We start from the raw sequence: 24,467 nt of genomic DNA, 5'->3' as shown, positions 1-24,467 counted from the left end.
CTTTTAATTTATACTGCTGATATTCTCTTTAAAAAAACTCCCTTAAATCACCTGGAAACCATATGCATATGGATCATCTTCGGCATCGATTTTTATGGTGTTATAACCGTAAACTTTTGCCCAGCCTTCTACACTCGGTATAATGGCCTTAATTCCATTTAGGTCTACCACTTCCTCTACTTTACCGATAAACTTGCTGCCAATAAAACTTTCATGGATAAAATCCTCTCCCTGTTTTAGTTTTCCTTTAGCAAACCACTGTGCTAAACGGGCTGAAGTACCCGTACCGCATGGTGAACGATCAATGGCTTTATCACCATAAAAAACTGCATTCCTGGCAGTTGATGTTGGATCTATGGTTTTTCCTGTCCATAATATGTGGCTACAACCGTTTATCGTTGGATCTTGTGGATGAACAAAACTGTAAAGTTCATTAATGCGTTTTCTAATGACCTGGCTCCAGCTAATCAGTTGCGAAGCACTATAGTTTTCTAATCCCGGAAAATTCTCCTGTGGATCTACAATAGCGTAGAAATTTCCACCATAAGCTACATCAAAAGTAAGCGTGCCCAAATCAGGGCACTCTACCTGAAGATTTTCAACTGCCAGGTATGATGCCACATTCCTCAGCTTAACAGACTTTACTTTTTTTCCTTCCTGCTTATATTCAATCAATACCAGTCCGGCTGGCGCTTCCATTCTGATTAGTCCAGGTATTTTGGGTTGAATAAGCCCTTCTTCGATAGCGATGGTAATGGTGCCAATGGTACCGTGCCCACACATTGGGAGGCATCCACTGGTCTCGATAAAAAGTACCGCTACATCATTAGCCGGATCGTGAGGTGGATAAAGAATGCTGCCCGACATCATATCATGCCCACGTGGTTCGAACATTAACCCCTTTCTGATCCAATCAAATTCTTTCAGAAAGTGCTGGCGCTTTTCACTCATGTTAGCGCCGGTAAGCTGAGGTCCTCCACCTGCAACTAACCTCACGGGATTTCCGCAGGTATGTGCATCTACACAAAAAAAAGTTTTACTCATGAGCTTGCGTTAATTTTTGATTTACCATTCTGAAAATACCCAATGGATTACCATCTTTCAATTCGTCTGGCAATAATTCCTGCTCCCAATCCTGGTAAGCCAACGGCCTCGCAAAACGATTGATTGCCGTAGAACCAACAGAAGTAAAACGGCTATCGTTGGTAGCCGGGAATGGTCCACCATGTTGCATGGCGGCACAAACTTCTACACCTGTAGGCACACCATTCAATATAATTCTTCCGGTTTTATCCGTCAACTTATTTACTAGATTCTGGTATTGCTTAAGTTCCTGTTTTTCGGCCATTAAGGTAACGGTAAGTTGGCCTTCCAATACTTCAATGGCTTGTTCCAGTTCAGTACTATCCTTGGCAACAACCAATAAAGAGTATGGGCCAAAAATTTCTTCACGGAGTTTTGGATTTTCAATAAAATCTGCAGCACTTACCTGAGCAACTTTCGCCTCCGATTGATTTTGAAGCTCCGTATTTTTCACCGTTGAAGCCGATAAAAGTGCAACCCCATTTTCACTTACAACCTCAGCAGAAAGTTTACCATAATTATTGGCAATACCTTCAGTAAGCATTGTTGCGGATGGAATAGTTGAAATAGCCTCTTTTAAAGCCGCTTTAAAATTTTCTAATTCTGGCGATTGTACAGCCAGCAATAAACCTGGATTGGTACAAAACTGACCTGCGCCCAGGGTAATAGATCCAGCATATTTTTTAGCCAGTTCTTCTGCCTGATTTTCTATCGCTAACGGCAGAAAAATTACCGGATTAATACTGCCCATTTCGGCAAAAACCGGAATCGGTTGTTCGCGCTGTTGAGCAAGATTAATTAAGGCCATACCACCTTTAAAAGAACCTGTAAAAGTTACCGCTTTGGTTAAAGGGTGTTGCACTAAGCCAGCGCCAATGGTATAACCATCATCATACAACAAAGAGAAAACACCTTTAGGCATTCCCGTTTTTTCTGCAGCCTTAATAATGGCACCACCTACCAAAGCACTGGTTCCGTAATGTGCAGGATGTGCTTTAACCACCACCGGGCAACCTGAAGCTAGCGCAGATGCGGTATCGCCACCTGCAACAGAAAAAGCAAGCGGAAAGTTGCTTGCACCAAAAACCACTACCGGTCCGATTGGGATTAACATCCGCCTGATATCAGGTCGCGGTAAAGGCTGTCTTTCGGGTAATGCCGTATCAATAATGGCGTCAACCCAAGATCCTTCTGCAACCAAATTTGCAAATAACCTTAACTGTCCGGTGGTTCTGCCCAATTCGCCCTGTAAACGGGCTAAAGGTAAGCCACTTTCTGCCGAAGCCCTGTTTACGAGTTCTTCGCCAAGATGAGCAATTTCATCCGCAATAGCATTTAAAAAAGCTGCTTTAAGATCTTTGTTTAAGTTTCTATAGCTTTGAAAAGCCAATGTTGCTGCTGTTAAGGCATCATCAACAAGTGTTTCGTTCGCTTTAAAAAATTCACCATCAAGCGTTAATCCCGTTGCGGGATTAACAGCTTTAAGGCTTTTTTCATTAACTTCAATATAAGTGCTGGCTACAATATTTTTTCCGTTCATATTTGGTTTTTAAACTATTTACCCCAACTACCTGCAGGTAATTCTGGGCGAACAGCTAATGCATCGTTAATAATTTTCAATACTTTCTCTCTTTCAGCGCCACTTAATGGTAAACGTGGGGCACGAACAGCTTCAGTTCCTAATCCTGTGGCAACTTCTGCTAATTTAATGTATTGTACCAATTTTGCATGAATATCTAACTCAAGCACCGGCAAAAACCAACGGTAAATTTTCAGTGCTTCAGCAATGCGGTTTTCTTTAACCAATCTAAAAATAGCAACAGTCTCTCTTGGAAAAGCATCAACTAAACCTGCAACCCATCCATGTGCCCCCATTACAATACTTTCCATAGCCAATGGATCTACTCCCGTAAAGATTTTAAAACGGTCGCCAAAACGGTTGATTAATCTGGTTACGTTAGATACATCTCTTGTTGATTCTTTGATCGCCTGGATGTTATCGTATTTGGTTAAAACCTCAAACATATCTAAAGTCACTTCGATTTTATAATCAACAGGATTGTTATAAATCATGATCGGTAGGCTTGTGCTTTCGGCAATCGCACCAAAAAAGGCTAAAGTTTCGTCTGGAGCAGCATTGTAGCGCATTGGCGGCAACAACATTAAACCTTGCGCACCAAGCGATTCTGCTTTTTGTGCTACTTCGATTGCTTTTTTTGTAGTTGATTCTGCAATGTTCAATAAAACCGGAACGCGACCGTTTACCACAGTTAAGGTATGTGATAACAAACCAAATTTTTCTTCATCGGTTAGTACACTGGCTTCTCCTAGCGATCCACCCAATATAATCCCTTCAGCACCTGCTTCTAGTTGCGCTTCGATATTTAAATCAAAAGCCGGAAAATCTAACTCATCGTTTGCTGTAAATTTAGTGGTTACAGCAGGGAAAACCCCAGTCCATTTGATACTCATTGTAATGTTATGTTTTTATAAAATATTTTCAAAAATTAATCTGTCCCTTCACCAAAAAGCCAGTCGTAATGGACAAGTACCATTTAATCAGATGATATGATCTGTATCCTTTAAACGATATTCAAAGTTAGGAAATTGCCCGGCAGCGGTATTGTTGTATTTTAACCGATAATGGTCGTAAATACGCAACTTCAATCAGACAGATTTGATTAGGAAAAGCCTTTAGCAATTATAAAATAAATTAGATATCACAAAAAAGGCATTCTCTAAAACAAGAATACCTTTAAAATCAACCAGATAGAAAAATCATCCTGCAGTTTCTTTTTCACCATAATTTATTTTGTGTTTTTCACCTGAAGATAATACATAAATTCGATACCCGGTTTTGTAAAAAGCATATCCTGCCCTTTAGCCAGCGTAACTTGCTGCCAGTTTTGAGAAGGAATAATTTTTAATGTTTTAACACCTTCTTTTTTTAGGCTTAGGGGTAAATTGAAACCTTTAACACAGTTGCTATATCGGTAAAAAGCTTTACCATCCTTAAAGTAATATTCAAATACCGGAACCTGCACCGTACGCAAATATTGATCAAAAACCTTCGAAAAATTGTAACCAGCTTTATTAGAAACATAGTTTTCGATCTGCGCTGTGGTTACCGTTTTATGGTAAAAAGTTTGGTTAAGCCCACGTAATATGGCTCTAAAAAGTTGATCGTTATTTAAACTATGCCTGATGGAATGCAGCATATTGCCTCCTTTTGGATACATATCACCACTGCCCTGCGCATTTACACCATAGTCAGGAATAATCGGGACATCATTTTTGATACCCTTTCTAATGCCAAAATTGTATTCATTCCCAGCTTTAGCACCAAAAGTATAATCTACAAAAAGTGTTTCGCTGTAATTAGTAAATCCTTCATGTACCCACATATCGGCCAAATCGTTGCTGGTAATATTGTTACCAAACCATTCGTGCCCACTTTCGTGGATAATGATAAAATCCCACTTCAAGCCCCAACCATTGCCAGACATATCTCTACCGCGATAGCCAAACTTATAACCATTGCCATAAGAAACTGCCGATTGATGTTCCATACCAGTGTGCGAAGCATCGATCAACTGATAACCATCTTCATAAAAAGGATACGGCCCGAACCAGTACTCCATACTTTTCATCATTTTATGCACCTGATCGGGCATGTAGGTTTTTGCCTTTGGGTAATTATAATCAAGTACCCAATAATTCACATCTAGGGAACCTTTTTCGCCTGCATATTTTTCCTTAAAATTAACGTACTTGCCTATGTAAGGGATAATGCAATAATTACTGATCGGGTTTTTAACATTGTACTGATAAGTGGTTGTACCATTATGGTTATCTTTTTTAAATACCAGGCGACCGTTACCTACTGCTACCAATGTATCCGGTACGGTCATGGTTAAAGATGCACCCAGATTGGGCTCGTCGCTTTGATGATCTTTATTCGGATACCACACCGAAGCGCCTAAGCCCTGGCAGGCTACTGTCATCCACGGACGTGAAAGCGAGTCGGTAGTAAAAATAAAACCACCATCCCAGGGTGCTCTTTTCGCCTGGTGAACCTTTCCATGGTAAAAAATATGGACATTATTTAATGCTGATATTTTTTGTGCCGGTACATGTAAATACCAAACACTGGCAACATGTTCGAATTTTAACTTTGAGCCGCCATTATATAAAACACTATCAATAATTAATGGCTCCTGCAAATCGATCTGCATGCGGGTATTGCCATTATTTTGCTGCACAACCTTATAAACGATCTTATTCGAGCCGGTTATGCTTTTATCATTATAATCTGGCTTAACAGCAAGTTCGTAACGCTGTACATCCCACCAGGTGCGTTCGGCATTTAAGCTTCCTCTTAAGGTATCGGTCAAGGTATAAACCTTTTTGGGGTTTTGTGCAAAAAGCAGGGTACTAAACATTAAGAAGAGTAGGGTTATGGAGGTTATTTTTTTCATATCTTTTTGCTGGTTATCATGTTTAATAGTGCATTTATAATTTGAAAAGCAGTTTCAGTTTTTCATCGGTTATGGTAGTCCTGCTATCCCTTCTGCTCCGATGAAGAATCGGGAGCATCCGTTCTATCAGGTTTATTTAACCGGGGTTCTGTGCTTCTGCCGAGGTCTCTAGCCCTGACAGCAGCGGGCATTCCGATCCTTTACCGATAAATCAGTACTGAGTTAGCATCAGAAATAAAGCGGATGGCAGGAACATTCTTTAAAAAAATCGAAAAACCCTGCGCTCCAAAAAAACATCGGTTATTTTAAAAGATCTATGTTCCCTTTAATGGCTCTTTACTATTTGTGATGTCGTTATTTTAGCAAAATATTAATTTGAAAAGCAAATGCAGCTTTTCATCGGTTACGGTAGTCCTGCTATCCCTCCTGCTCCGATGAAGAATCGGGAGCATCCGTTCTATCAGGTTTATTTAACCCCGGTTCTGTGCTTCTGCCAAGGTCTCTAGCCCTGACAGCAGCGGGCATTCCGATCCTTTACCGATAAATCGGCACTGAAATTAGCATCGGAATAAAGCGGATGGCATGAACATTCTTTAAAAAAATCGAATGAACCTGCGCTCCAAAACAAAAAGCAACAGCTATTTCAAATAACCAACCTTACTAATAAGCTTCGTTCCTGATGGATTCAATCTCATCTGTAGTTAAAGCTAAATGTTTTCCCAACATCCGGCTTCCGTTTTCGGTAACCAGAAAATCGTCTTCTACCCTGATGCCGGTAAAGTTTCTAAACTGCTCCAATTTATCATAGTTAATAAAGTCAGCAAACTGGTTAGTAGCCTTCCAGCGGTCTATCAGTTCTGGGATGATATAAACACCAGGCTCTACTGTTAATACGTATCCCGCTTCGAGCGCTTTGCCCAACCTCAACGATTTTAATCCAAATTGGGTGGTGTTTTTAGTCAGCTCATCTGAATAACCTACATATTGCTCACCTAAATCTTCCATATCGTGTACGTCTAAGCCCATCATATGGCCCGTTCCACATTGAAAGAACATGGCATGCGCACCTGCCTGTACGGCATCGTCTACATTACCTTTCATCAGGCCAATATCTTTTAAACCCTGTGCCAGCATTTTGCACGAAGCCAAATGCACATCTAAATACCTAACACCTGGTGCCAACATATCTTTTCCATGCGTGTAAGCATTTAAAACAATATCATAAACATCTTTTTGCTCGGCAGTAAATTTCTTGCCTACAGGAAAAGTACGGGTAAGATCGCCAGCATAACCTAAAGCGGTTTCTACACCTGAGTCGTTTAAAACCAATTGTCCTTCCAGGAGCTGATTGCCATGGTAATGATTATGCAAAATTTCCCCACGAACGGTTAAAATCACCGGGTAGGCCAGATTACCGCCCGAAGCCAATGCGGCACCTTGAATTTTAGCTGCCAGTTCGCGTTCATACATACCTGGTTTCGCCTGCTGCATAACCATCAAATGAATATCTGCAGATATTGCCGCAGCGCGATCCAACTCTGCTATTTCTTCAATTGATTTAATAGCGCGTTGAGCCACTACTGCCTTAACAAAGCTGATTGATGCCTTTTCTTTAAGCTGATCAATTGGCAGGTTAAGCCAGTTGGCCAATTTAATTTTATTCTCAGAACGATAAGGAGGCAAGAAATGAACCGCTCGTTTTTTGTCCAGATACTGTTTTAGATAAGTGTTGAGTTGTGCATAAGGCAGAACTTTGGTTAGCCCAGCATCCAGACTTTTTTCTTCAAGTGTTTTCTGCCTGCCCATCCATACAATATCATCAATTCCCATCTCGTCACCAAAAAGAATTACCTGATCTTCATCCAGGTCGATAATAGCACCTAAAGACGGTTCACTGATACCAAAGTAATATAAAAAGGTACTATCCTGTCTAAAATGGTAGGTATTGTCTTTATAGTTCATCGGGCTTTCTTCATTACCCAAAAAGAGTAATATCCCCGTATTTATCTTTGATTTTAATGCTGCTCTTCTTTGGAGGTAAACTTTCTTTTCAAACATATTTTTTTTGTTAAAGCAAATATCCCAAAAGCTAATTTTATTCAATAATAATTAAATAGAATGGCTAAAATCCGAGGGGTATCTGCAAATTATTAGCTATTAGTATGAAGTAAAAGTCACAATAAATTTCATTTTAACGAAATAGAAATATAAAATCTGTTTACATCCTGAGGATATTGATATTTTATAGATAAAATAAAAAAATATCACATAAATTTTTGTTAAACAAATTATTATATAATTTAATTGAAGTATTTATACAAATAAAAAATTAACTATAAAATTGCTTTTAATCAAAAAAAATTATCTATATATAAATTGATTTACAGATAAATAAGAAGAAAATACAAATTAATATATATGATAAACCTTACAACACCTTGTTAATAAGATAACAAAGAATATAAATAAGATTTTCTTATTAAATAAATGTTATGGTTTAGATAGATTTTAATCCACTAAAAACAAAAATTACACTATAAATTTCTCCACTATGGTCGAATGACGAGTTTTCTCATCCTGTGCGTCGTGTTGAGCGCAGCATCCCTATAGATCGGCAAATGGTGTTAAGTTTTAGAACTCAATAATGCACAGCGAGTCAGAGACTCTTAATCATTATATAATCCGTAGAGCCCTTCGGAACTCTACGGACAGATAGTACAGATTGATATTACTTTTGAAGAATGATCTCAGTGGTATTAGCTTTTGAAAGTGGAAATTCATATCCTCCCCTTTTCTCTATGCTTTTGCTTTTTACTGAATAAACACTAACCCCGTTAACCTTGGCAGGTTGCGACAATCTTAATAAGGCATAAGATGAATATTCGTTTGCTTTAGCTAGTCTCAGACGGATTTCACCATTCACAGTATTATAATTTACTTCGTCAATGGTTCCGGCATCAAGATTAATCCAGAGTCCGGCTGGTGCAATGTAAACTGATGATTTTGCTGCAGTAGTTAATTTAACATTGATAACATTGTCAGTTTTATTCAGGTTACCACCAAAAGCTAACCAACCAAATTCAGGATGCTGTAAAACGTAAGTAGCCGTATTAACCGCATATCCAAAAAACCCAGACCCGTAATCGCCGGTAATACCGTCATTTTTTAAGGTTGATGGATAAGCATGAAATGCTGCAGGCGCAAAACCATCCTGAGTAATGTTAGAGATTCCACCCAATAAGCCGCCATAACCAGCACGTAAAAGATAGAAATCGCCAGGATTCTTACGGTAATCCATTAATACAGGAATGGCATTAAGTGCTGAACCGTAATGGTGGATCATCCGTTCGATACGCGAAAGTTTACCGCCATAAAGAAAATCCCAATATCTCCGGGCATTACCGTTGTAGGCCCAATGTGGTATCACAGGCATATAGGCTAATATCGCATCAAGCGTTACATTCGCTTTATCCTGGTAACCAAAATAATTCGACCATACATAAACTTCTTCTTGACCTGTAGAGTCCCAAGGCATCTCACTACCAAATGGATATTGCAATGAGCGCCAATGATTGGCACGCTTTTTCATTTCATTTTCCAACCGGGTTGCTTCTGCGGTTAACCCTTCATTTTTAAGGTCGTTTAAGATAAGGAAGAACACGGTCCCCTCCATTTGACCGAATTCTGAATAATAAGGTGCAATATTAACCATAGCCATACCCGTTTCAGCAGCATCAATAAGGTGTTGTTTCCAACTCTGCCCGGCTACAAGTCCGCTGTAATTACGCGCCAAGCGGTACATTACCCAATGCGCTGCAGCAACATGCGGATAATTATAAGATCGGCCCAGGTTATCAGCCTCTTTTTTCGGCCATGCAGACCATACTTTAAAATTGATATTTGCATCATAAGTATCTTTAGGCAGTGAATCTGGTGCATAATAAAACAAACTCTTTTTTACACCATATTTCTGAGGTCCGCTTTTAAGCTGGATCCGTCCAAACATAACACTATCAACAAATTGTTTCAGTTTATCTACTTCTTCTTTTTTGGGCTGCACCAACTGTTTCATTATTGCGCCCAACCAAGAACCTGCACCGCCTTCATCGCTTAAACCCGAAATCCATGCACGGTTATCCTGGATAACCTGCTGTTGTTTTTCATTATCGTAGGTAATCACGGCAGGATTTCTTTTAAAAATAGGATCGGCTTGATTAAACCATTGTTTAGTGGTTAAAAAATTACCATAACTCGCAATCACATCACGCTCGGCATCGATTACTTTATAATTAATACTTTGCTCCAACCCATCTTCATAAGTAATGGACAATCTTGCTCTACCCCACTTAATTCCTTTTATGGTGTAACTTTTCCAACCGTTTTTGGTTGAACCAGATGCAACTACTTTTAAGGCATTTTCCGGCTGAATCTGAATAGCTTTAATCTTTTTAGGATAATTAAAGAATAATTTCCCTTCTACATCTTTAGGCAATACATAACCAGGAACGGATATAGCCACTGGTCTTTTATTTTCGATAAGCTTGCTTTCTGTATCTTTTGCCGTACCTGAAAGGATAAACTGAAGGGCATAACTCCTGCTTTCGCCAGGCTTTAAAATGGTTGAAGTGGGTATATTCCATTGCTCGGCATTCTTCCACTCATTTTCAGCATAGGCTTTACTATACACCATCCATTCGTAAAAGCCTTCAAAAGCAATTCCTCTTGGTGTTCGGTCGTCATTAAGCGGGTTATAAGCTTCAAATGGTGTATGTCCGAATGGCACAACTAATAAAGAAGGCGCATGTCCACTTAACCGCGTAACCTGTAAATAACCAGCATCTTTTCCGATATAGGGATCATAAAACACATTCTTGGCGTGGGTTTGCTCCAATGTACGGCCTTCTAAAATATTATCGAAAATCATCGGAATACCGAGCGCACCAATTTCTACGTTTTTATCAGTTTTGTTTTTCAGCTCGAAGCGTAATACGAGCTTACCGTTAACCATCTCCCAGATCCGTTTTACCTGGAGCGGAATATCAGCTGGAAGCGTTGCAGCAAGATCGGCAGCGGCGAGTGATTTTTCATCTGCTGAAATATTTTTTACAGGGCTTCTTTTTGCCGCCGTACTATAGCTTTTCCAGGTTTCTTCGCCGATGTAACGTAATTTTAAATTGATATCGCCCAAGTGGTACAAACCGTCTGAACTACGTACTTTTAAGCTATCGCTTGGTACAAAATCGAAATCTTTAACCAATTTAGGCTGGAGACCCGCCACCGTTTGTGATGACTTAACAAGTTTCAGATTAAATGCTCCGGCATTATAGGTTGAAAAACCATTTTCCAAACCCAAAGTAGATGGCTTTTTACCTAAAGCAACCCAAGGAGATTGGGCTTGAATAACCTCAATATTTATTAAAGTTAAAACACAGCAAATTATTGATTTAAAGGTTATTATGGAAAAGACTGTTTTTTTATTTGGTTCGACAATCATAATGACAAAGCAGATTTAGGAATGTTAGTTAAACCAAAAATAAAATTTAAAAAGTAAAGCGGGCACGGAAGTTAAAAATAGCGCAAAATCGGTAAAGAATTGGTGTATTTACGAGAAGTCTGACCCCGGAGTATTATGTGATCCCTCAGATTACGCAAAAACCACAGATTACCATACATGAGGAAAACCCAGCATATTAACCTTAGTTCGATTAATATTTATGCATTTTGATTAGTTTTAACCTCCTTTTTCTAAAGCTATCGTCATGCTGAATTTATTTTATTAGCAGTTTTTATTGTTTTAAAGGCCTAATAGCTACTTCGTGGTCAGCATCTTTCCAGCTATTAAGACCCTGAAATAAATTCAGGGTGGCGACTTTGAATTAAAATATCAGCAGAACATCTTTCTAACAGATATTAATAACCGAACTCAGGTTATTAGCATAGCATTGGGATGATTAATGCACATTCCATAAATTGGTCGTCATTTCTGGAAGGAACGCCGAAGCAATCTTTCATGCTAGCGATTCTTACTATAAAGATTGCTTCGGCGGCAGAAAAAGCCTCCTCGCAATGACGATAATTTAAGAAATTTATTGGAATTGCTACTTTTAACAAGCGTATTTATTCAGCCAAATTTTAAACGGGCTCACATTTCACTTTCAACCATTCAGCTTCTTCTTCAGTTAACATGGACTGAAGCTTCTCGAACACCATTTGATTGTATTGATTTAGCCATGCAATCTGATCTGCCACTAAAAGCGTTTTATTGATGATGGCGGTATCGATAAAACACAATGTCAAGGTTTCGAAAGTAAGAAAATCGCCAAATTCACTATTCACTTTAGGTACACATAAAACTAGGTTTTCAATACGTACACCGTGTTTTCCCGGGCGATAAATTCCAGGTTCTATGGAGGTTACCATACCTGTTTTAAAGGCTACATCAACATTAGCCGGACTAATATTCTGAGGGCCTTCGTGTACATTCAGAAAAAAACCTATCCCGTGCCCGGTTCCATGACCAAAATTTATAGCATATTCCCATAGTGGTTTCCTACAGATGGAATCGATTTGATAACCTTTTGTACCTTCCGGAAAAATCAGTTTAGAACCTTCAATTAGGCCTTTCAATACTAAAGTATAATCATCAGCCTGAGTTGCTGAACAATTACCGATTGGCATTACCCTGGTAATATCGGTTGTACCATACAAATACTGACCTCCTGAATCAACAAGAAACAAACCATTACCTACAATTTCCTGATTACTTTCGGCAGTAACGCTATAATGTGGCAACGCCCCATTTGCATTATAACCCGCTATGGTATTAAAGCTTAAACCCGCGAATGATGCTTGTTCTGCTCTAAAATTAGCCAATTTCTCTGCTGCAGACCATTCTGTAACCTTTTCTTTCCCTAAATGCTCTTCCATCCATTTAAAGAACCTGGTTAAAGCTACCCCATCATGCAGCATGGCTCTGCGGATATGATTAATCTCAGTATTGTTCTTTAAACTCTTTAAATGGGTACTCGGATTAATACCAGAAATTATTTTAGCACTTTTTGGCAAACATTCAAACAAGCCAAAACAGGTGCGTTTTGGATCGATAAAAATCTGTATATCTTCTGGTAGACTTTTAATTTCATTGATCACCTCAGCGTAGGCATGCAGAGTTACACCTTGCTCATTTAAAGTATTGATATCACTATGCGACAGTTTTTGTTTATCGATAAAAAGTTTTACGGCTGCAGGTGTTATTAGCGCAAAACTTAAAGTTACCGGATTATACGCTACATCTTTACCCCTTAAATTGAACAGCCAGGCAATGTCATCCAGCGATGAGATAAAATGATAATCTGTTTTATTTATGTTTAAAGCTGCTCTTACCTCTTTTATTTTAGCCGAAATGCTAAGCCCCGCAGCTTCTTCGTCTATTAAAAAAGCATTTTCTACAGGTAGCCCTACCCTATCCGGCCAGATCGTGCTAATAAAATCAACATCTATTATTTCTATTTCACACTGTGCTAAACTATGCTGCATCTCCTGGGCCAATGCCACAGTAATGAGTTTGTGGTTAAAACCTACTTTTGCTCCCCCCGGCAATACTTCAGATAACCAACCGATGTACTCTGGTGTATGCGGCACTTTCAGCTTTACCAATTCGTATCCTGTACCGATCAATTGTGCTTCTGCCTGTGTAAAATATCGCGAATCTGTCCACAAACCTGCAAAATTCTGAGTGATAACCAGTGTACCTGCTGAACCAGTAAATCCGCAAGCGAAAGGAATGGCCTTATAATGTTCGGGTAAATACTCGCTGATGTGAGGATCTGCGGCGGTAATTAGATAAGCATCTACTTGTTGTGTAAGCATTAATTGGCGTAGGGCCTGCAATTTTTCTGCAAAGGTCATTTTGAGGGATTGTTTTGTGGAGCCAAATTTAAATATAACATTGACATCTCAAAACAAGGCAGGACCTCTGTACAGCTTATTCTTTTGTTGAAACCAGACCTGGCTAAGAGAATTGCAGTATCGGTGCGGTTATTTCTTTAGAAATTATTTATCCTTAATGTTGAAATGAGCTAAATGGATGATGTAGAATGGATATAAAGCCGATACTATACGCTCAAGATCATTAAGTTAGCATTGAGGTTGTCAGTCTGACTGCAGTCGACGACTTCTTGAGATTGATAAATCGCAAATAAATACCCTTCGACTACGATCAGGATAACATTTTTTTTTGCAATTTATTCCTTTACTTAATGATATCCTCCCTACACCAGCCAGGCAACTCTTGCGTGCTTTGCCTATTTCCCTCGTTATCTTTACGGTTAAAAACAAAGATGTTAACTCTTTTGGTTTGCATAAGAAAAATGATGCTAAACATAACGGTCAATTGCCGGATCTTTGATTACCTCATATGAATCTGATTTTTGGAAACACCGTACTTTGAAAACAAGAGCTGATTCCCGCTCAGTCAATGCGTGAATCCCCAATGTAAAGCGTTGTATAAAACGTTTGGTACAAGCTTCTTTATGGCAAATTATTTCGTAATGCTGCAAATTTTCTACAATCACATCAAGCACATACTTGGGCCATTGTTTTTTAATTAGATCTGGCAACCAGGTAAACTGCTGCTGATTAATTAAATTACCCATCCCTTCAATAGCCATTGATGGGATATCTTCACCAACGGTTTGGGTCCAGGAACCTTCAACTTCATCAATAATACCCAACACCTTACATCCAGATAAGACCAACCATGGGTTTCGCATACCTGCACGCATTAACTGATAGGATATATCTTCCAAGAATTCCTGTTCAAAGCGATAAGTCAGTTCGATCATAAGCAGTTTCAATTGTTTATCGACAGATTGTTAAGTTGTATCAGTTTATTGATGGCACTTGCAAAGCGTTTCATTGAGATCGGTTTGCCCAGATAACATTCAAAGTTAGAATCTATTCCCCTGACCTCATTTTCAAGGTGGGAAGACGCGTAGATCACAAACCTTGCTTTTGAACGGAGATGCTTCGATAATTCTGTACCCTTCATTCCATCCATATCGATATCTAAAAAAAGAAAATCGATTGTATCGCCAGCACTAATTGTTTTTAATGCATCAATTGGATTGTTGAAAGTGCTAGATAGTTTTAAAAGATGATTGTCTTCAATATAATCATGAAGGACATCAATGGCGTGTTGTTCATCGTCAACAATTGCACAACTGTAATACATAGGTGGTTAAGATAGGCTACATCAAACTTAACATATCTTAACCCGAATCTAAACAAAAAGACAAAAAAAGGGTAAAATTACGGTAACTACCTACTTACTAATTGTACATAATTTTCAACTTATGCCTTACTTCATGTTATAAATTAGCCATAAGTCAATTGACAGATGGCTAAATGCGTTTAAAGTTTAATTTTAACAAAGTATAAACGGTTTCTATCAACCGAATTTGTTAAAGGCAATATTTTTTGTGCAAAGCCACTTGCACCATTATCCACCACACCAAAATCATCGTCGTTAGAAATTACGAGGATATTGCCAGGCAGTAAGGCTAAACCTTCTGCTTTATCGTGCGGATAAATGGAAGGCAGATCTTTCAAGAGGTCTAAAACAATGGTTTTGCTTACCGGGGTAATTCCCACTGCACTTAAACCTGCTGCATTTTTCAGTTCTTCCACAGTTTTGCCGCCATAAAGTTTTCCTGTTGCACCATTGCCGGAATCAGAAATATCGGTAGCATTACTCAGGTCTATTTTGAAAACTTTTTTAAATGTTGCTGGATTGCTTGCTGCGCCACCATACAGTCCATCACGTTCAATGGTTAGGAAAGTAGTGCTGTTAACGGCAACAATATCACTCACACCTGTTAAAGTAGCATCATCCATCAGGTAAACGTATTGCCTGGTTGCTCCGCTTGCGATATCAAAAGTTAAAATTCTTAATACCACCGAATTTGTAACAGCAGCTTTAGACGGATTATACATTGGCGACTGCATCATGCCGACCAAAGTTTTTCCATCTGGGGTAATGGCCAAACCTTCCATACCACGGTTTGCTCTTCTATTGGCAAATACAGCCGGAATGGTACGTCCACCGGTTCCCGTCCCAAATGGGTTAATGCGTTCTATTGTTTTACCAGTTGCATCGAAGTGTGCAATATGTGGCCCGTATTCATCGCTGATCCAAAATGATCCGTCAGCTGCTCTTACCAAGCCTTCTGAGTCGATTCCATCGGCACTCGGCGCAATCACCTGTCCGTTTAAGTCGTAAGCAATCTCACCAGAAGCCCCCATTCCTGCAGGATTTGGAAGTCCGTTTAATTTATTGCCGGCTGCATTTTTAAGTTCGATAGTTTGTTCGAGCACCAATTTCCCATCTTTCAGCCTGAATTTTCCAATCTGTGGATCAAAATCAGGTTTTCCGATGATGATTGAGTTTGCGAGCTGTCCGGCTACGTTAGCCCCCCTATCGGTCAGCATATAAAAAACATCCGGCGAGTTAGGATCGGCGGCAACTGCTGATCCAAAACCTCCGTTATACACTTTTACGCCAGCAGCAGTTGTAAAAAGCACCGAAGGATCGGAAACTTCTGCAACGGCAGGATAAGTAAATTCTACAGGGGTTTCTTCATGACTTTTCTTACAAGATACCATACCGATAGATATGGCTACGATTAGGGTGAGTAATTCTTTCTTCATTTATTTTTTTTAAACAAAGCAAGGATCTGGATGTGAAGGCAATGTTAAGGGAATATCAAGAATAGTTTTAGAACGTTAGAAAGTTCCGCTCAGATTTTATGGATTATTTTTGCAGTTTTTTTTGGAAATGCATAACCATTTTTCCATCGGGAACTGCAGCCCTGCCATCCACTTCAATCTTTTTGTGATGCTGTCATGCTGAGGTTGCTGCAAAAAAAAAGGACTTCCGTTGTTGCCAGGTTTATGAATGAAGGACTTGAAGCGTAGACCAACTATACAGATGCAGTATTCAACTGGGCCTAAACTAGCCAGCTCTATCACCCATCTTACATTTTCCATCATCAATAATTCACATATTTTTCTTCAAAACTTCCATCCTCATATAAATCAATTAGTCCGTAACCTGGTGCAGTCTCCCTTCTGTTGCCTTCCCACCATGCACCGGATACCGCGCCATTGCAAAGATAGGTCACATTGTTATATACCACTTTATCACGCATATGCAAATGGCCGCTTAAACATAGTTTTACATTGGGATACTGATAAAAAAGATTGATGATCTTCGCAGTGTCGGTATGCATATCGCCGCCCAACATGGTCCATTTGTTAACAATATTATCTTCTATCATTAACAGCGCAGTAAGGATTGGGATGTGAGACATCACCATCACAGGCATCGTTTTCGGGGTGTTTTCCAATTCATTTTTTAGCCAGTTAAATTGCTCATCTCCCAATTTGCCAATGTACCAGGTACTGTCTATATCCAAATGGGTACTATCCAGCACAATGATTTTCCATCCGTTTTGTACTAAGCTATAGTAAGGTTTAACCAACTGCAATTTATCCATCGCGTATTTTTTCCCATAATAAACATCACCTTTAGTAGCTTCATTCCACCAGATATCGTGGTTTCCCAAACAATAACGTACAGGTATGCTGCATTCGTTTTTCATGGTTTCCTTTACCAGTTTCCATTGATCATTAATGGTACCTATGTTTTCTTTGTTCATATCGAAAACAATATCGCCGCCATTTAAAATCAGATCTACTTTTGGCGATTGTGCCTGTACGTGATGCAGGCATTTGGCAAATCTTGCCGGTGCATTAAATTGGTTTTTCAGGTGTACATCGGTAATGTGCGCCACCCTTAAAACAGGCTTTTTCTCTGTTGATAACGAACCTTTAGATAAGGTTGGCAGCAAAAACAGGCCGCCGATATTTTTAAGTGCAGATCTTCTTTCCATCAGGTTTTCTTTAATTTAATCTGGCATTGCATTTTTACGGTAAAATAAAAAAAAGCGGCGCTGTATTAGGTACAGACACCGCTATAAGAATATGTTTGGCTTATTTAGCTTTTGCCAGGTGATAAGCTTTAATGATTTTATGAAAAATTTGATTATTAGGATAAACACCGCTGAAATTTTGCGCACCTGGACCATAGGCGAAAACCGGAACCATGATCCCGGTATGATCGTTGGTGCTAAATTCACCTCTTACCATTCCTTTTTCAGCAGCACCATCTAAAAGAGTTAATCCACCTGTTTCATGATCAGCAGTTACAATAACCAATGTTTCTCCATCCTGATCAGCAAAGCGCAATGCTTCAGCAATGGTACGGTCGAAATCGTGCAATTCGGTAATCAAATAAGGAAGATCGTTGGTATGTCCACCGTAATCGATCTGTGCACCCTCTGCCATGACAAAGAAACCCGGTTTGTTTTTCGATAAAATCTGCATGGTATGTGATAATAATTTTTTAAGCATATCTCCCCGGCCTTTTATCACAGACCTGGTAGCCGAATCATCCAACAAAACCAATTGTTTACCATCATGCTGCTTTTCAAAATCAGTTAAGCTATTGGTTACCTGAAAACCTTTAGTTTTTAGATCAGCCAAAAGCCTGCTGTTTTTATTCTGCTCGAAAGCTTTGCGGTTAGAACCGACTAAAACTTCGGCCTTGCTGCTTAACAGATCATTCGCAATTGCGCCGTTGTAAGAACGATCAAGCTGATGGGCGTAAAATACCGCTGGTGTAGCATCTGTCAGATCGCCTGCGGTAATGATACCACTTTTGATCCCAAAGATGGATAAACTATCAACCAAATTGGTTTTATTCTGGTCATCGGGCCCCATTCCAATGTAACGGTTATTGGTTTTATAACCAATTGCCATCGCACTACCACCCGCGGCCGAATCAGTGTTTCCGGCATCAGCAGCAGCGGTTTCAGAAAAGCCAATGTAATGAAACCTGGCCATGTTCAGATCGCCATGATTGGCAATCAACCCAGCGTGGATGGCAGCCAGTCCCATCCCATCGCCGATTAACAAAATGATTTTTTTGGGCGCCTTGTTCTGTCCATCGGTTTTGTACGTTGGTGTATAAGGCGTATATGGTTTTGGATTCGTATAAATCAATTTATCCTGATGAAGATAAAAATCTCTCAGTTTGGTTGGTTTATCCGTATTCATCCAATCTACGCCAAGCCTTTCGAGTACAATCCAGGTATTCGGACTATCCTGCGAAGCCCAGAAGCGGAAAGGTTTGCCCTTTTGATGTGCCTGTGTGATAACCGCTCTCATCCTGGCTTCATCCGTTTTGGTCGGGTTGCCTTTCCCGTTCCATACGGTATGATTTTTCAAATCATCGCTAATCATCGCCACCCTGGCCAATTGTGCATCGGTATAAGTGGTTGTCGGCCTTCCATCAAAAGATAATTGCTCATCATAATTTTTAAAATCAGCCGGGGCAGGCATATCACCACTAATTACCACTTTAATCGCATTGGCATTCTTTTTTGCATCGAATACATCACCATAACCTTCAAGCTCTTTTAGCAATACCGGAAGCACATGCTGATAATCTTCTTTTACATCAACCACCAGCTGCAGTTTTAGGGCCGCATTGGCATAAGGATGATTCCCTTTTGCTTTAAAAAACCGGGCTAGCGGATCGAGATAGATTTTTTTAAGCGTAAAACCCGGCTTAATTTCTGCGGCTTCATGTGCAACATATAATTCACCATCTTTTAAAAACACATCTGCCTCAATAGATCCCATTTCTGCGTAATATGCTGTTAGAAGCGGAATTTCCTGCTTATAATCATTGTGGCTATGTCCACGGTTGGCGTTTAACTTTACCTGGGCAGAGGCACTTTGCAGCCCCAGCACAAAGGCCAGCACTGCAAAGTTTATTCTTATTCTTTTTACCATCCTGGATTTTGTTTGATTACACCTGCGCTGTTATCGATTTCTCTCTGTGGTACCGCCCAAACATCGTGTACCTGTGGATTAAAAGTTCTTGCCGGCCAAATTACACTTCCATCGTAATCATGCAATGGTTTAGCATATGTAGCTTGCGCATCGCCCCATCTTACTAAATCGCGGTGACGGTCTGCCCATTCTCCGGCAAGCTCATTACGCCGTTCGCGTTTAAGGTCACTCATAGTCATTCCTGTTTTAGCACCTAAACCTGCCCGAAGCCTGATTTTGTTCAGTTCGGCATCACCCGCTCCTGCGCCGCTCAGGTTAATGGCTGCTTCTGCTTTGATCAGCAGTACTTCGGCATAACGCATTAAGGGCACATTTAAATCAGTAGTTCCATTATCGCCATTAGGGTTAACATGCGATGGAATCGGGTTTGCATAAGAAAATGGCTCCATATATTTTTTAAACTGGTAGTTTGAAGTTGCGCCACCGTCTTTGGTAAAGCTACGTTCTGCTCCGAAAAACATAAATTTATCGCCAGGTTTCAAAATGGTTGCCTCCCTGCGCTGATCGCCAGCTTCGTAAGAATCGTAAAGTTCTTTGGTTGGCAGATAATAACCCCATCCGTTATAAATACCCCAGGCTTTGTTAGTCAACATTACACCCGGGAGCTTGCTTCCCCAGCCTGTTCCGCCACCGCTTGGTGTACAAACAACCGACCAGATATATTCTTTAGACCAGTTGTTTGAAGCTTTAAAAACATCAGCAAAACCTGTATTAATTAAATCATGCTGACCTGAATTAATAACCATATCTGCATATTTAGCGGCATTGGCATAATCTTTTTTGAATAAGTATACCTTAGATAGGTAAGCCCATGCAGCCGTTTTATGTGCTTTACCATAATCAGCAGGTTTCATTGCCGAAAACAATGGAAGGTTATCTGCTGCTTTTAAAAGAAGCGAAATAATATAATCATAGTTTTCATTTACATTGCTAGCGCGTGGGATGGGCTGAGATGCATCTGTTTCGGGCTTAACAATTGGTACACCTGCTTTATCATTTCCATAATTTGCAGCCAACTGGAAATAAACTAAACCTGCATTAAAATAAGCATCGCCAATAATCTGTTTCTTTAAACTTTCATCCATACTGATGTTAGGCACATTGTTGATGATATCGTTGGCACGTTTGATAATGGCATAACGCATACTCCACTGTGTTTCGGTATAACCACCGCCAACATAAGTGCGGTTAAAGTTTTTAATGTTATCGGCCTCTGGCTTATTACGACCGGTAACCATATCATCACTGGCATTGATAAACCAAAACATTCCGCGACCGTAAAAATCTTCCGCATTATAAAGTTCGTACATTCCACCTTCGGCTTTCAATGCATCTTCTTTAGTTTTCCAGAAGTTCTGTGCAGACGGAGAACCTTCTGGTGTAATATCAAGCTGTTTTGTGCATGAAGAGAAAACAGCAAGGGCGGCAAATGCCATATATTTTAAATTCTTTTTCATTGTTGTTGTGATTATAAATTTACGCTTAAACCAAGGATAAAACTTCTGGCTTGAGGATAACGGCCAACATCCACTCCGTTGTTGTCCATTCCTATTTCGGGGTCAAAACCTGAATATTTAGTAATGGTGAAAAGATTATTTGCCGTAGCATAAATTCTTACACCGCCTGTTTTTAATTTACTAGCGATCGATTTTGGCAAACTGTAACCCAAGGTTACGTTGCGGATACGCAGGTAAGAGCCGTCTTCTACATAAAAATCAGAAGCTGCAAAGTTTCCATTGGCATCGCTGGTTGAAATAATTGGCACTTTGCCACCTGGATTCTCTGGCGACCAGGCATCTAAAATACCAACCAATTTGTTGTATGAGGGGCCACCTGCACTATACGTTGTGCGTTTTACCGCGTTAAATAACTTATTGCCCTGTACACCTTGTGCAAAAATATTGAAATCGAAGTTTTTATAACTTGCATTAAAACTTAATCCGTAAGAGAAATCAGGGTAAGCACTGCCCGCAAAATAACGGTCTTTGCTATCAATTGATCCATCACCGTTGATATCTACAAACTTAAAATCACCTGCTTTTGCATTCGGCTGGATTTTTTGCCCTTTAGCATTTTTATAATTATCGGCTTCTGCCTGGCTTTGGAAAATACCATCAGTTTTCAATACATAGTAGCTATACAGTGGCTGCCCTACCGTATTGGTTAAAGGAGCAAGCTCATTCCTGAAATTAGTAGGTACAGTTTGGTTTTCTATACCAGGGATAAGCTCCTCTATCTTATTGTTAACCTTAGTTAAAGTCGCATTTACAGAATAAGTAAAGGCTGCATTTTTATCGCTGTTGTAAGTTAGCCCTAACTCAATACCTTTATCTTTTACTACACCGGCATTAATGGTTTGGATGTTCAGACCAGCTGTTCCCGGCAATGTTCTGTTTAAGATCATTTTATCGGTTTCTTTAATAAAATAATCAGCCACTAAACTCAACCGGTTTAAAACTGTTAAGTCAAGCCCAATGTTGGTTTGTTTAGATTCGGCCCAGGTTAAGTTTTTATTGGCCAAAACAGTCTGTATATAACCGTTCTGTAAAGTTGGCGATTGTCCGAAATAACTCTGCGTAGCATTTAACAACGGATTAACTGCAGATGATGAAAGACTGCCCAGGTTTCCTAAAATACCATAACTGGCTCTTAATTTAAATTCATTTAACCAGCGCATATCTTTCAGGAAATCTTCCTTACTCACTACCCAACCTGCAGAAACAGAACCGTAATTTCTGAAGCGGTTTTCTTTGGCCAACAATGATGAACCATCACGACGACCTATCAATGATAAAAGGTACTTTTCGCCATAGTTATAATTTGCCCTGAAAAACAGCGAAGAAAGTGCTTTAGCATCGAAATAACTGGAAGAAGGTTGCGGTGTTGTTGCATTGGCCAAATACCTGTATTGTTTCGATTCATCATCAAAACCTGTAGCCGATGCATACAAGCCACTGCTTTTGGTTTTCTGAAAAGTATAACCGCCGGTAAACTCTAACTGGTGCTGTGCAAAAGATATTTTATAATTTAAAACCTGTTCTGCTAAAAAGTCTGTTGCTTTATCACTTCTTTCTACCAAACTATTACTAGCAACAGGTTTTCCTACTTCTAACCTTTTAGGCGTAAAGCTCTTAAAGGCAGCATCTGATTTGGTGACGCTTAAATTTGACCTGAAAGTTAAACCTTTGGCCAATTTAAGGTTAGCATAAGGATTGATCACCAAAACATTTACCGGGTTATTGATATCAATACGCATTAAATCGGCAACAGGGTTTACAATATCTCCATAATCTCCTGCATATGGTCCGGGCAAACCTGCAAAACTGCCATCTGCATTATAAGGTGTTCCATTGGTTGGATAATAAATGGCAGAAAGTAAAGCACCTGTATAATCGCTGCTGGTATTGGCACCATTTCCATTGGTACTGCTATAAGAAAGGTTTTCACCTACTTTTAGCCAATTGGTTACCTCATGCTCTGTATTGATCCTAAAGTTGTAACGTTGGGTTTTGGTATTTAACACAATACCTTCTGCGTTACGGTAATTAAAACTGAGGTAGTAGTTAGATTTTTCGCTACCGCCGTTTATCGCTGCGTTATAATCCTGTATTAATCCATTTCTAAAAACCTCATCCATCCAGTTGGTACGGGTAATCTGTCCGTCAGGGTACTTTGCCGGATCAAAAGCTGGTAATAGATTGGTACCTCCATTTTTAGCTGCAGTTGCCGCAACCTGTGCGCGTTGTTGTGCATCTAGCGGTTCTAGTTTTTTCCAGGCGCTTTGCTGTCCCACTTTAGCATCAAAACTGATCTGCATTTTTCCGCTTTTACCTTTTTTGGTGGTAATTAATACTACACCGCCAGAAGCCCTCGCACCATAAATGGCAGCAGATGCATCTTTTAGAACCGATATTGATTCGATATCGTTAGGGTTAAGCTGTGGCGTACCCGAAAATATAGATCCATCAATTACATAAAGTACATTTTCTCCATTAATACCACCCGCACCGCGGATATTGATACGTGGTGCAGAGGTTGGATCGCCACCTTCATTGGTTACGATCACACCCGGAGATTTTCCGGCCAGTACCTCACCAACACTGTTTAATGAACGTGAAGAAAGTTTATCCAGGCTAACAATACTAATTGCACCGGTTAAGGTTTCTTTTTTCTGTGTACCGTAACCCACAACAACCACGTCCGCAAGTGTAGAGCGTTCTTCTTTCAAAACCATGTTAATTACCTGGTCTTCGCCAACTTTTGCTTCCCTGGTCTGATAACCGATCATTGAGAATGAAAGTACGGCATCAGCGCCAACTGCAATGCGATAAGCACCGTTTCCATCAGTGATAGTACCACTTTGTGTACCCAATACTTTTACCGAAACACCTGGAAGTGCTAAGCCTGTGGTATCTCTTACAACGCCTGTGATAATACGGTCAGGTTTATTCATTACGGCATTGTTTAAAATCACGTAACCACCCTTTTCTAAAACCTGCAAACCAAGTCTGTCTAAAAGTGATCTTACAGGCTCGGTGGTAAAATCGCCGCTTACAAACATATTTTTTTGTTGCAGCTGATCTGGATCATATACAAAACTAAGCCCCGTACGGGATTCAATTTCTTTGATGATCTCGGTCATCTTCCGGCCTTTATTTATAGTGAGGCTAACTGTAGTTTTCTCTAATTTTTGCGCCATACCTGCCGAAGCGATAATTGAGCTGCAAAAAATGCAGAGGATTGTAAATGTTAAACATGAGTATTTCATGATTTTTAAAAGAGCTGGTGTCCTCTTAGCGGAGGTTGTTTTCATTGCTTAATTTGTTTGATTTTATTTTGTAAAGCTTTAATTATACTGGCTTTTGTTGCCAGAAAGAAAGATTGCGGCACCCAGTCTGACCGGTAACCGTACATAGTTCTATACCATAT

General features: G+C 39.7%; 14 protein-coding genes. All 14 read right to left on the bottom strand.

Annotated features, from left to right (window positions below; genetic code table 11):
* Positions 1-42 precede the first annotated feature (42 nt).
* Positions 43-1,044, bottom strand: coding sequence for a 4-hydroxyproline epimerase (locus OQX63_RS05650; protein ID WP_265849915.1), 1,002 nt, complete (start codon positions 1,042-1,044; stop codon positions 43-45).
* The gene (locus OQX63_RS05645) at positions 1,037-2,623 is read right to left on the bottom strand and encodes an aldehyde dehydrogenase (NADP(+)) (protein WP_265849914.1); all 1,587 of its coding nucleotides are present in this window, start codon (positions 2,621-2,623) and stop codon (positions 1,037-1,039) included. The genes OQX63_RS05650 and OQX63_RS05645 overlap by 8 nt, the downstream gene beginning before the upstream one ends.
* A gap of 14 nt (positions 2,624-2,637) precedes the next feature.
* Positions 2,638-3,555: a dihydrodipicolinate synthase family protein gene (locus OQX63_RS05640; protein ID WP_265849913.1), complete on the bottom strand. Its 918-nt coding sequence runs from the start codon at positions 3,553-3,555 to the stop codon at positions 2,638-2,640.
* A 335-nt stretch (positions 3,556-3,890) separates the two neighbouring features.
* Positions 3,891-5,561 (bottom strand): M1 family metallopeptidase, encoded by a 1,671-nt coding sequence (locus tag OQX63_RS05635; protein ID WP_265849912.1) that lies wholly within the window; start codon positions 5,559-5,561, stop codon positions 3,891-3,893.
* Between the two features lie 660 nt (positions 5,562-6,221).
* The gene (locus tag OQX63_RS05630; RefSeq protein ID WP_265849911.1) at positions 6,222-7,619 is read right to left on the bottom strand and encodes an aminopeptidase P family protein; all 1,398 of its coding nucleotides are present in this window, start codon (positions 7,617-7,619) and stop codon (positions 6,222-6,224) included.
* Positions 7,620-8,289: 670 nt separating this feature from the next.
* The gene (locus OQX63_RS05625) at positions 8,290-11,055 is read right to left on the bottom strand and encodes a DUF5695 domain-containing protein (protein WP_265849910.1); all 2,766 of its coding nucleotides are present in this window, start codon (positions 11,053-11,055) and stop codon (positions 8,290-8,292) included.
* Between the two features lie 638 nt (positions 11,056-11,693).
* Complete coding sequence (locus OQX63_RS05620; RefSeq protein WP_265849909.1) at positions 11,694-13,469, bottom strand: aminopeptidase P family protein; 1,776 nt, start codon at positions 13,467-13,469, stop codon at positions 11,694-11,696.
* Positions 13,470-13,936: 467 nt separating this feature from the next.
* Positions 13,937-14,404 carry a hypothetical protein gene (locus tag OQX63_RS05615; RefSeq protein WP_265849908.1) on the bottom strand — a complete coding sequence of 156 codons (468 nt, stop codon included), beginning with the start codon at positions 14,402-14,404 and terminating at the stop codon, positions 13,937-13,939.
* Positions 14,405-14,412: 8 nt separating this feature from the next.
* Positions 14,413-14,793, bottom strand: coding sequence for a LytR/AlgR family response regulator transcription factor (locus tag OQX63_RS05610; protein WP_265849907.1), 381 nt, complete (start codon positions 14,791-14,793; stop codon positions 14,413-14,415).
* 179 nt (positions 14,794-14,972) lie between these two features.
* Positions 14,973-16,268, bottom strand: a complete 1,296-nt coding sequence (locus OQX63_RS05605; RefSeq protein ID WP_265849906.1) for an esterase-like activity of phytase family protein — start codon at positions 16,266-16,268, stop codon at positions 14,973-14,975.
* A gap of 341 nt (positions 16,269-16,609) precedes the next feature.
* Positions 16,610-17,512, bottom strand: a complete 903-nt coding sequence (locus tag OQX63_RS05600; RefSeq protein ID WP_265849905.1) for a metallophosphoesterase family protein — start codon at positions 17,510-17,512, stop codon at positions 16,610-16,612.
* Positions 17,513-17,612: 100 nt separating this feature from the next.
* Positions 17,613-19,478, bottom strand: a complete 1,866-nt coding sequence (locus tag OQX63_RS05595; protein ID WP_265849904.1) for an alkaline phosphatase — start codon at positions 19,476-19,478, stop codon at positions 17,613-17,615.
* Complete coding sequence (locus OQX63_RS05590) at positions 19,472-20,995, bottom strand: RagB/SusD family nutrient uptake outer membrane protein (RefSeq protein WP_265849903.1); 1,524 nt, start codon at positions 20,993-20,995, stop codon at positions 19,472-19,474. Before OQX63_RS05590 ends, OQX63_RS05595 begins: the two co-directional genes overlap by 7 nt.
* An 11-nt stretch (positions 20,996-21,006) precedes the next feature.
* The gene (locus OQX63_RS05585) at positions 21,007-24,306 is read right to left on the bottom strand and encodes a SusC/RagA family TonB-linked outer membrane protein (protein ID WP_265849902.1); all 3,300 of its coding nucleotides are present in this window, start codon (positions 24,304-24,306) and stop codon (positions 21,007-21,009) included.
* Positions 24,307-24,467: the final 161 nt, after the last annotated feature.

Origin of the sequence: Pedobacter sp. PF22-3 (assembly GCF_026239555.1) — a bacterium.
Classification (GTDB): Bacteria; Bacteroidota; Bacteroidia; order Sphingobacteriales; family Sphingobacteriaceae; genus Pedobacter.
The sequence above is the reverse complement of the archived record's forward strand: the minus strand, read 5'-3'. Positions and strand labels throughout refer to the sequence as shown.

What these genes read in the sequence shown, in the direction of transcription:
- OQX63_RS05635 (WP_265849912.1), bottom strand. Translation starts at nt 5,561, where the DNA reads ATGAAAAAAATAACCTCCATAACCCTACTCTTCTTAATGTTTAGTACC.
- OQX63_RS05650 (WP_265849915.1), bottom strand. Translation starts at nt 1,044, where the DNA reads ATGAGTAAAACTTTTTTTTGTGTAGATGCACATACCTGCGGAAATCCC.
- OQX63_RS05630 (WP_265849911.1), bottom strand. Translation starts at nt 7,619, where the DNA reads ATGTTTGAAAAGAAAGTTTACCTCCAAAGAAGAGCAGCATTAAAATCA.
- OQX63_RS05640 (WP_265849913.1), bottom strand. Translation starts at nt 3,555, where the DNA reads ATGAGTATCAAATGGACTGGGGTTTTCCCTGCTGTAACCACTAAATTT.
- OQX63_RS05600 (WP_265849905.1), bottom strand. Translation starts at nt 17,512, where the DNA reads ATGGAAAGAAGATCTGCACTTAAAAATATCGGCGGCCTGTTTTTGCTG.
- OQX63_RS05615 (WP_265849908.1), bottom strand. Translation starts at nt 14,404, where the DNA reads ATGATCGAACTGACTTATCGCTTTGAACAGGAATTCTTGGAAGATATA.
- OQX63_RS05605 (WP_265849906.1), bottom strand. Translation starts at nt 16,268, where the DNA reads ATGAAGAAAGAATTACTCACCCTAATCGTAGCCATATCTATCGGTATG.
- OQX63_RS05585 (WP_265849902.1), bottom strand. Translation starts at nt 24,306, where the DNA reads ATGAAATACTCATGTTTAACATTTACAATCCTCTGCATTTTTTGCAGC.
- OQX63_RS05595 (WP_265849904.1), bottom strand. Translation starts at nt 19,478, where the DNA reads ATGGTAAAAAGAATAAGAATAAACTTTGCAGTGCTGGCCTTTGTGCTG.
- OQX63_RS05590 (WP_265849903.1), bottom strand. Translation starts at nt 20,995, where the DNA reads ATGAAAAAGAATTTAAAATATATGGCATTTGCCGCCCTTGCTGTTTTC.
- OQX63_RS05610 (WP_265849907.1), bottom strand. Translation starts at nt 14,793, where the DNA reads ATGTATTACAGTTGTGCAATTGTTGACGATGAACAACACGCCATTGAT.
- OQX63_RS05645 (WP_265849914.1), bottom strand. Translation starts at nt 2,623, where the DNA reads ATGAACGGAAAAAATATTGTAGCCAGCACTTATATTGAAGTTAATGAA.
- OQX63_RS05620 (WP_265849909.1), bottom strand. Translation starts at nt 13,469, where the DNA reads ATGACCTTTGCAGAAAAATTGCAGGCCCTACGCCAATTAATGCTTACA.
- OQX63_RS05625 (WP_265849910.1), bottom strand. Translation starts at nt 11,055, where the DNA reads ATGATTGTCGAACCAAATAAAAAAACAGTCTTTTCCATAATAACCTTT.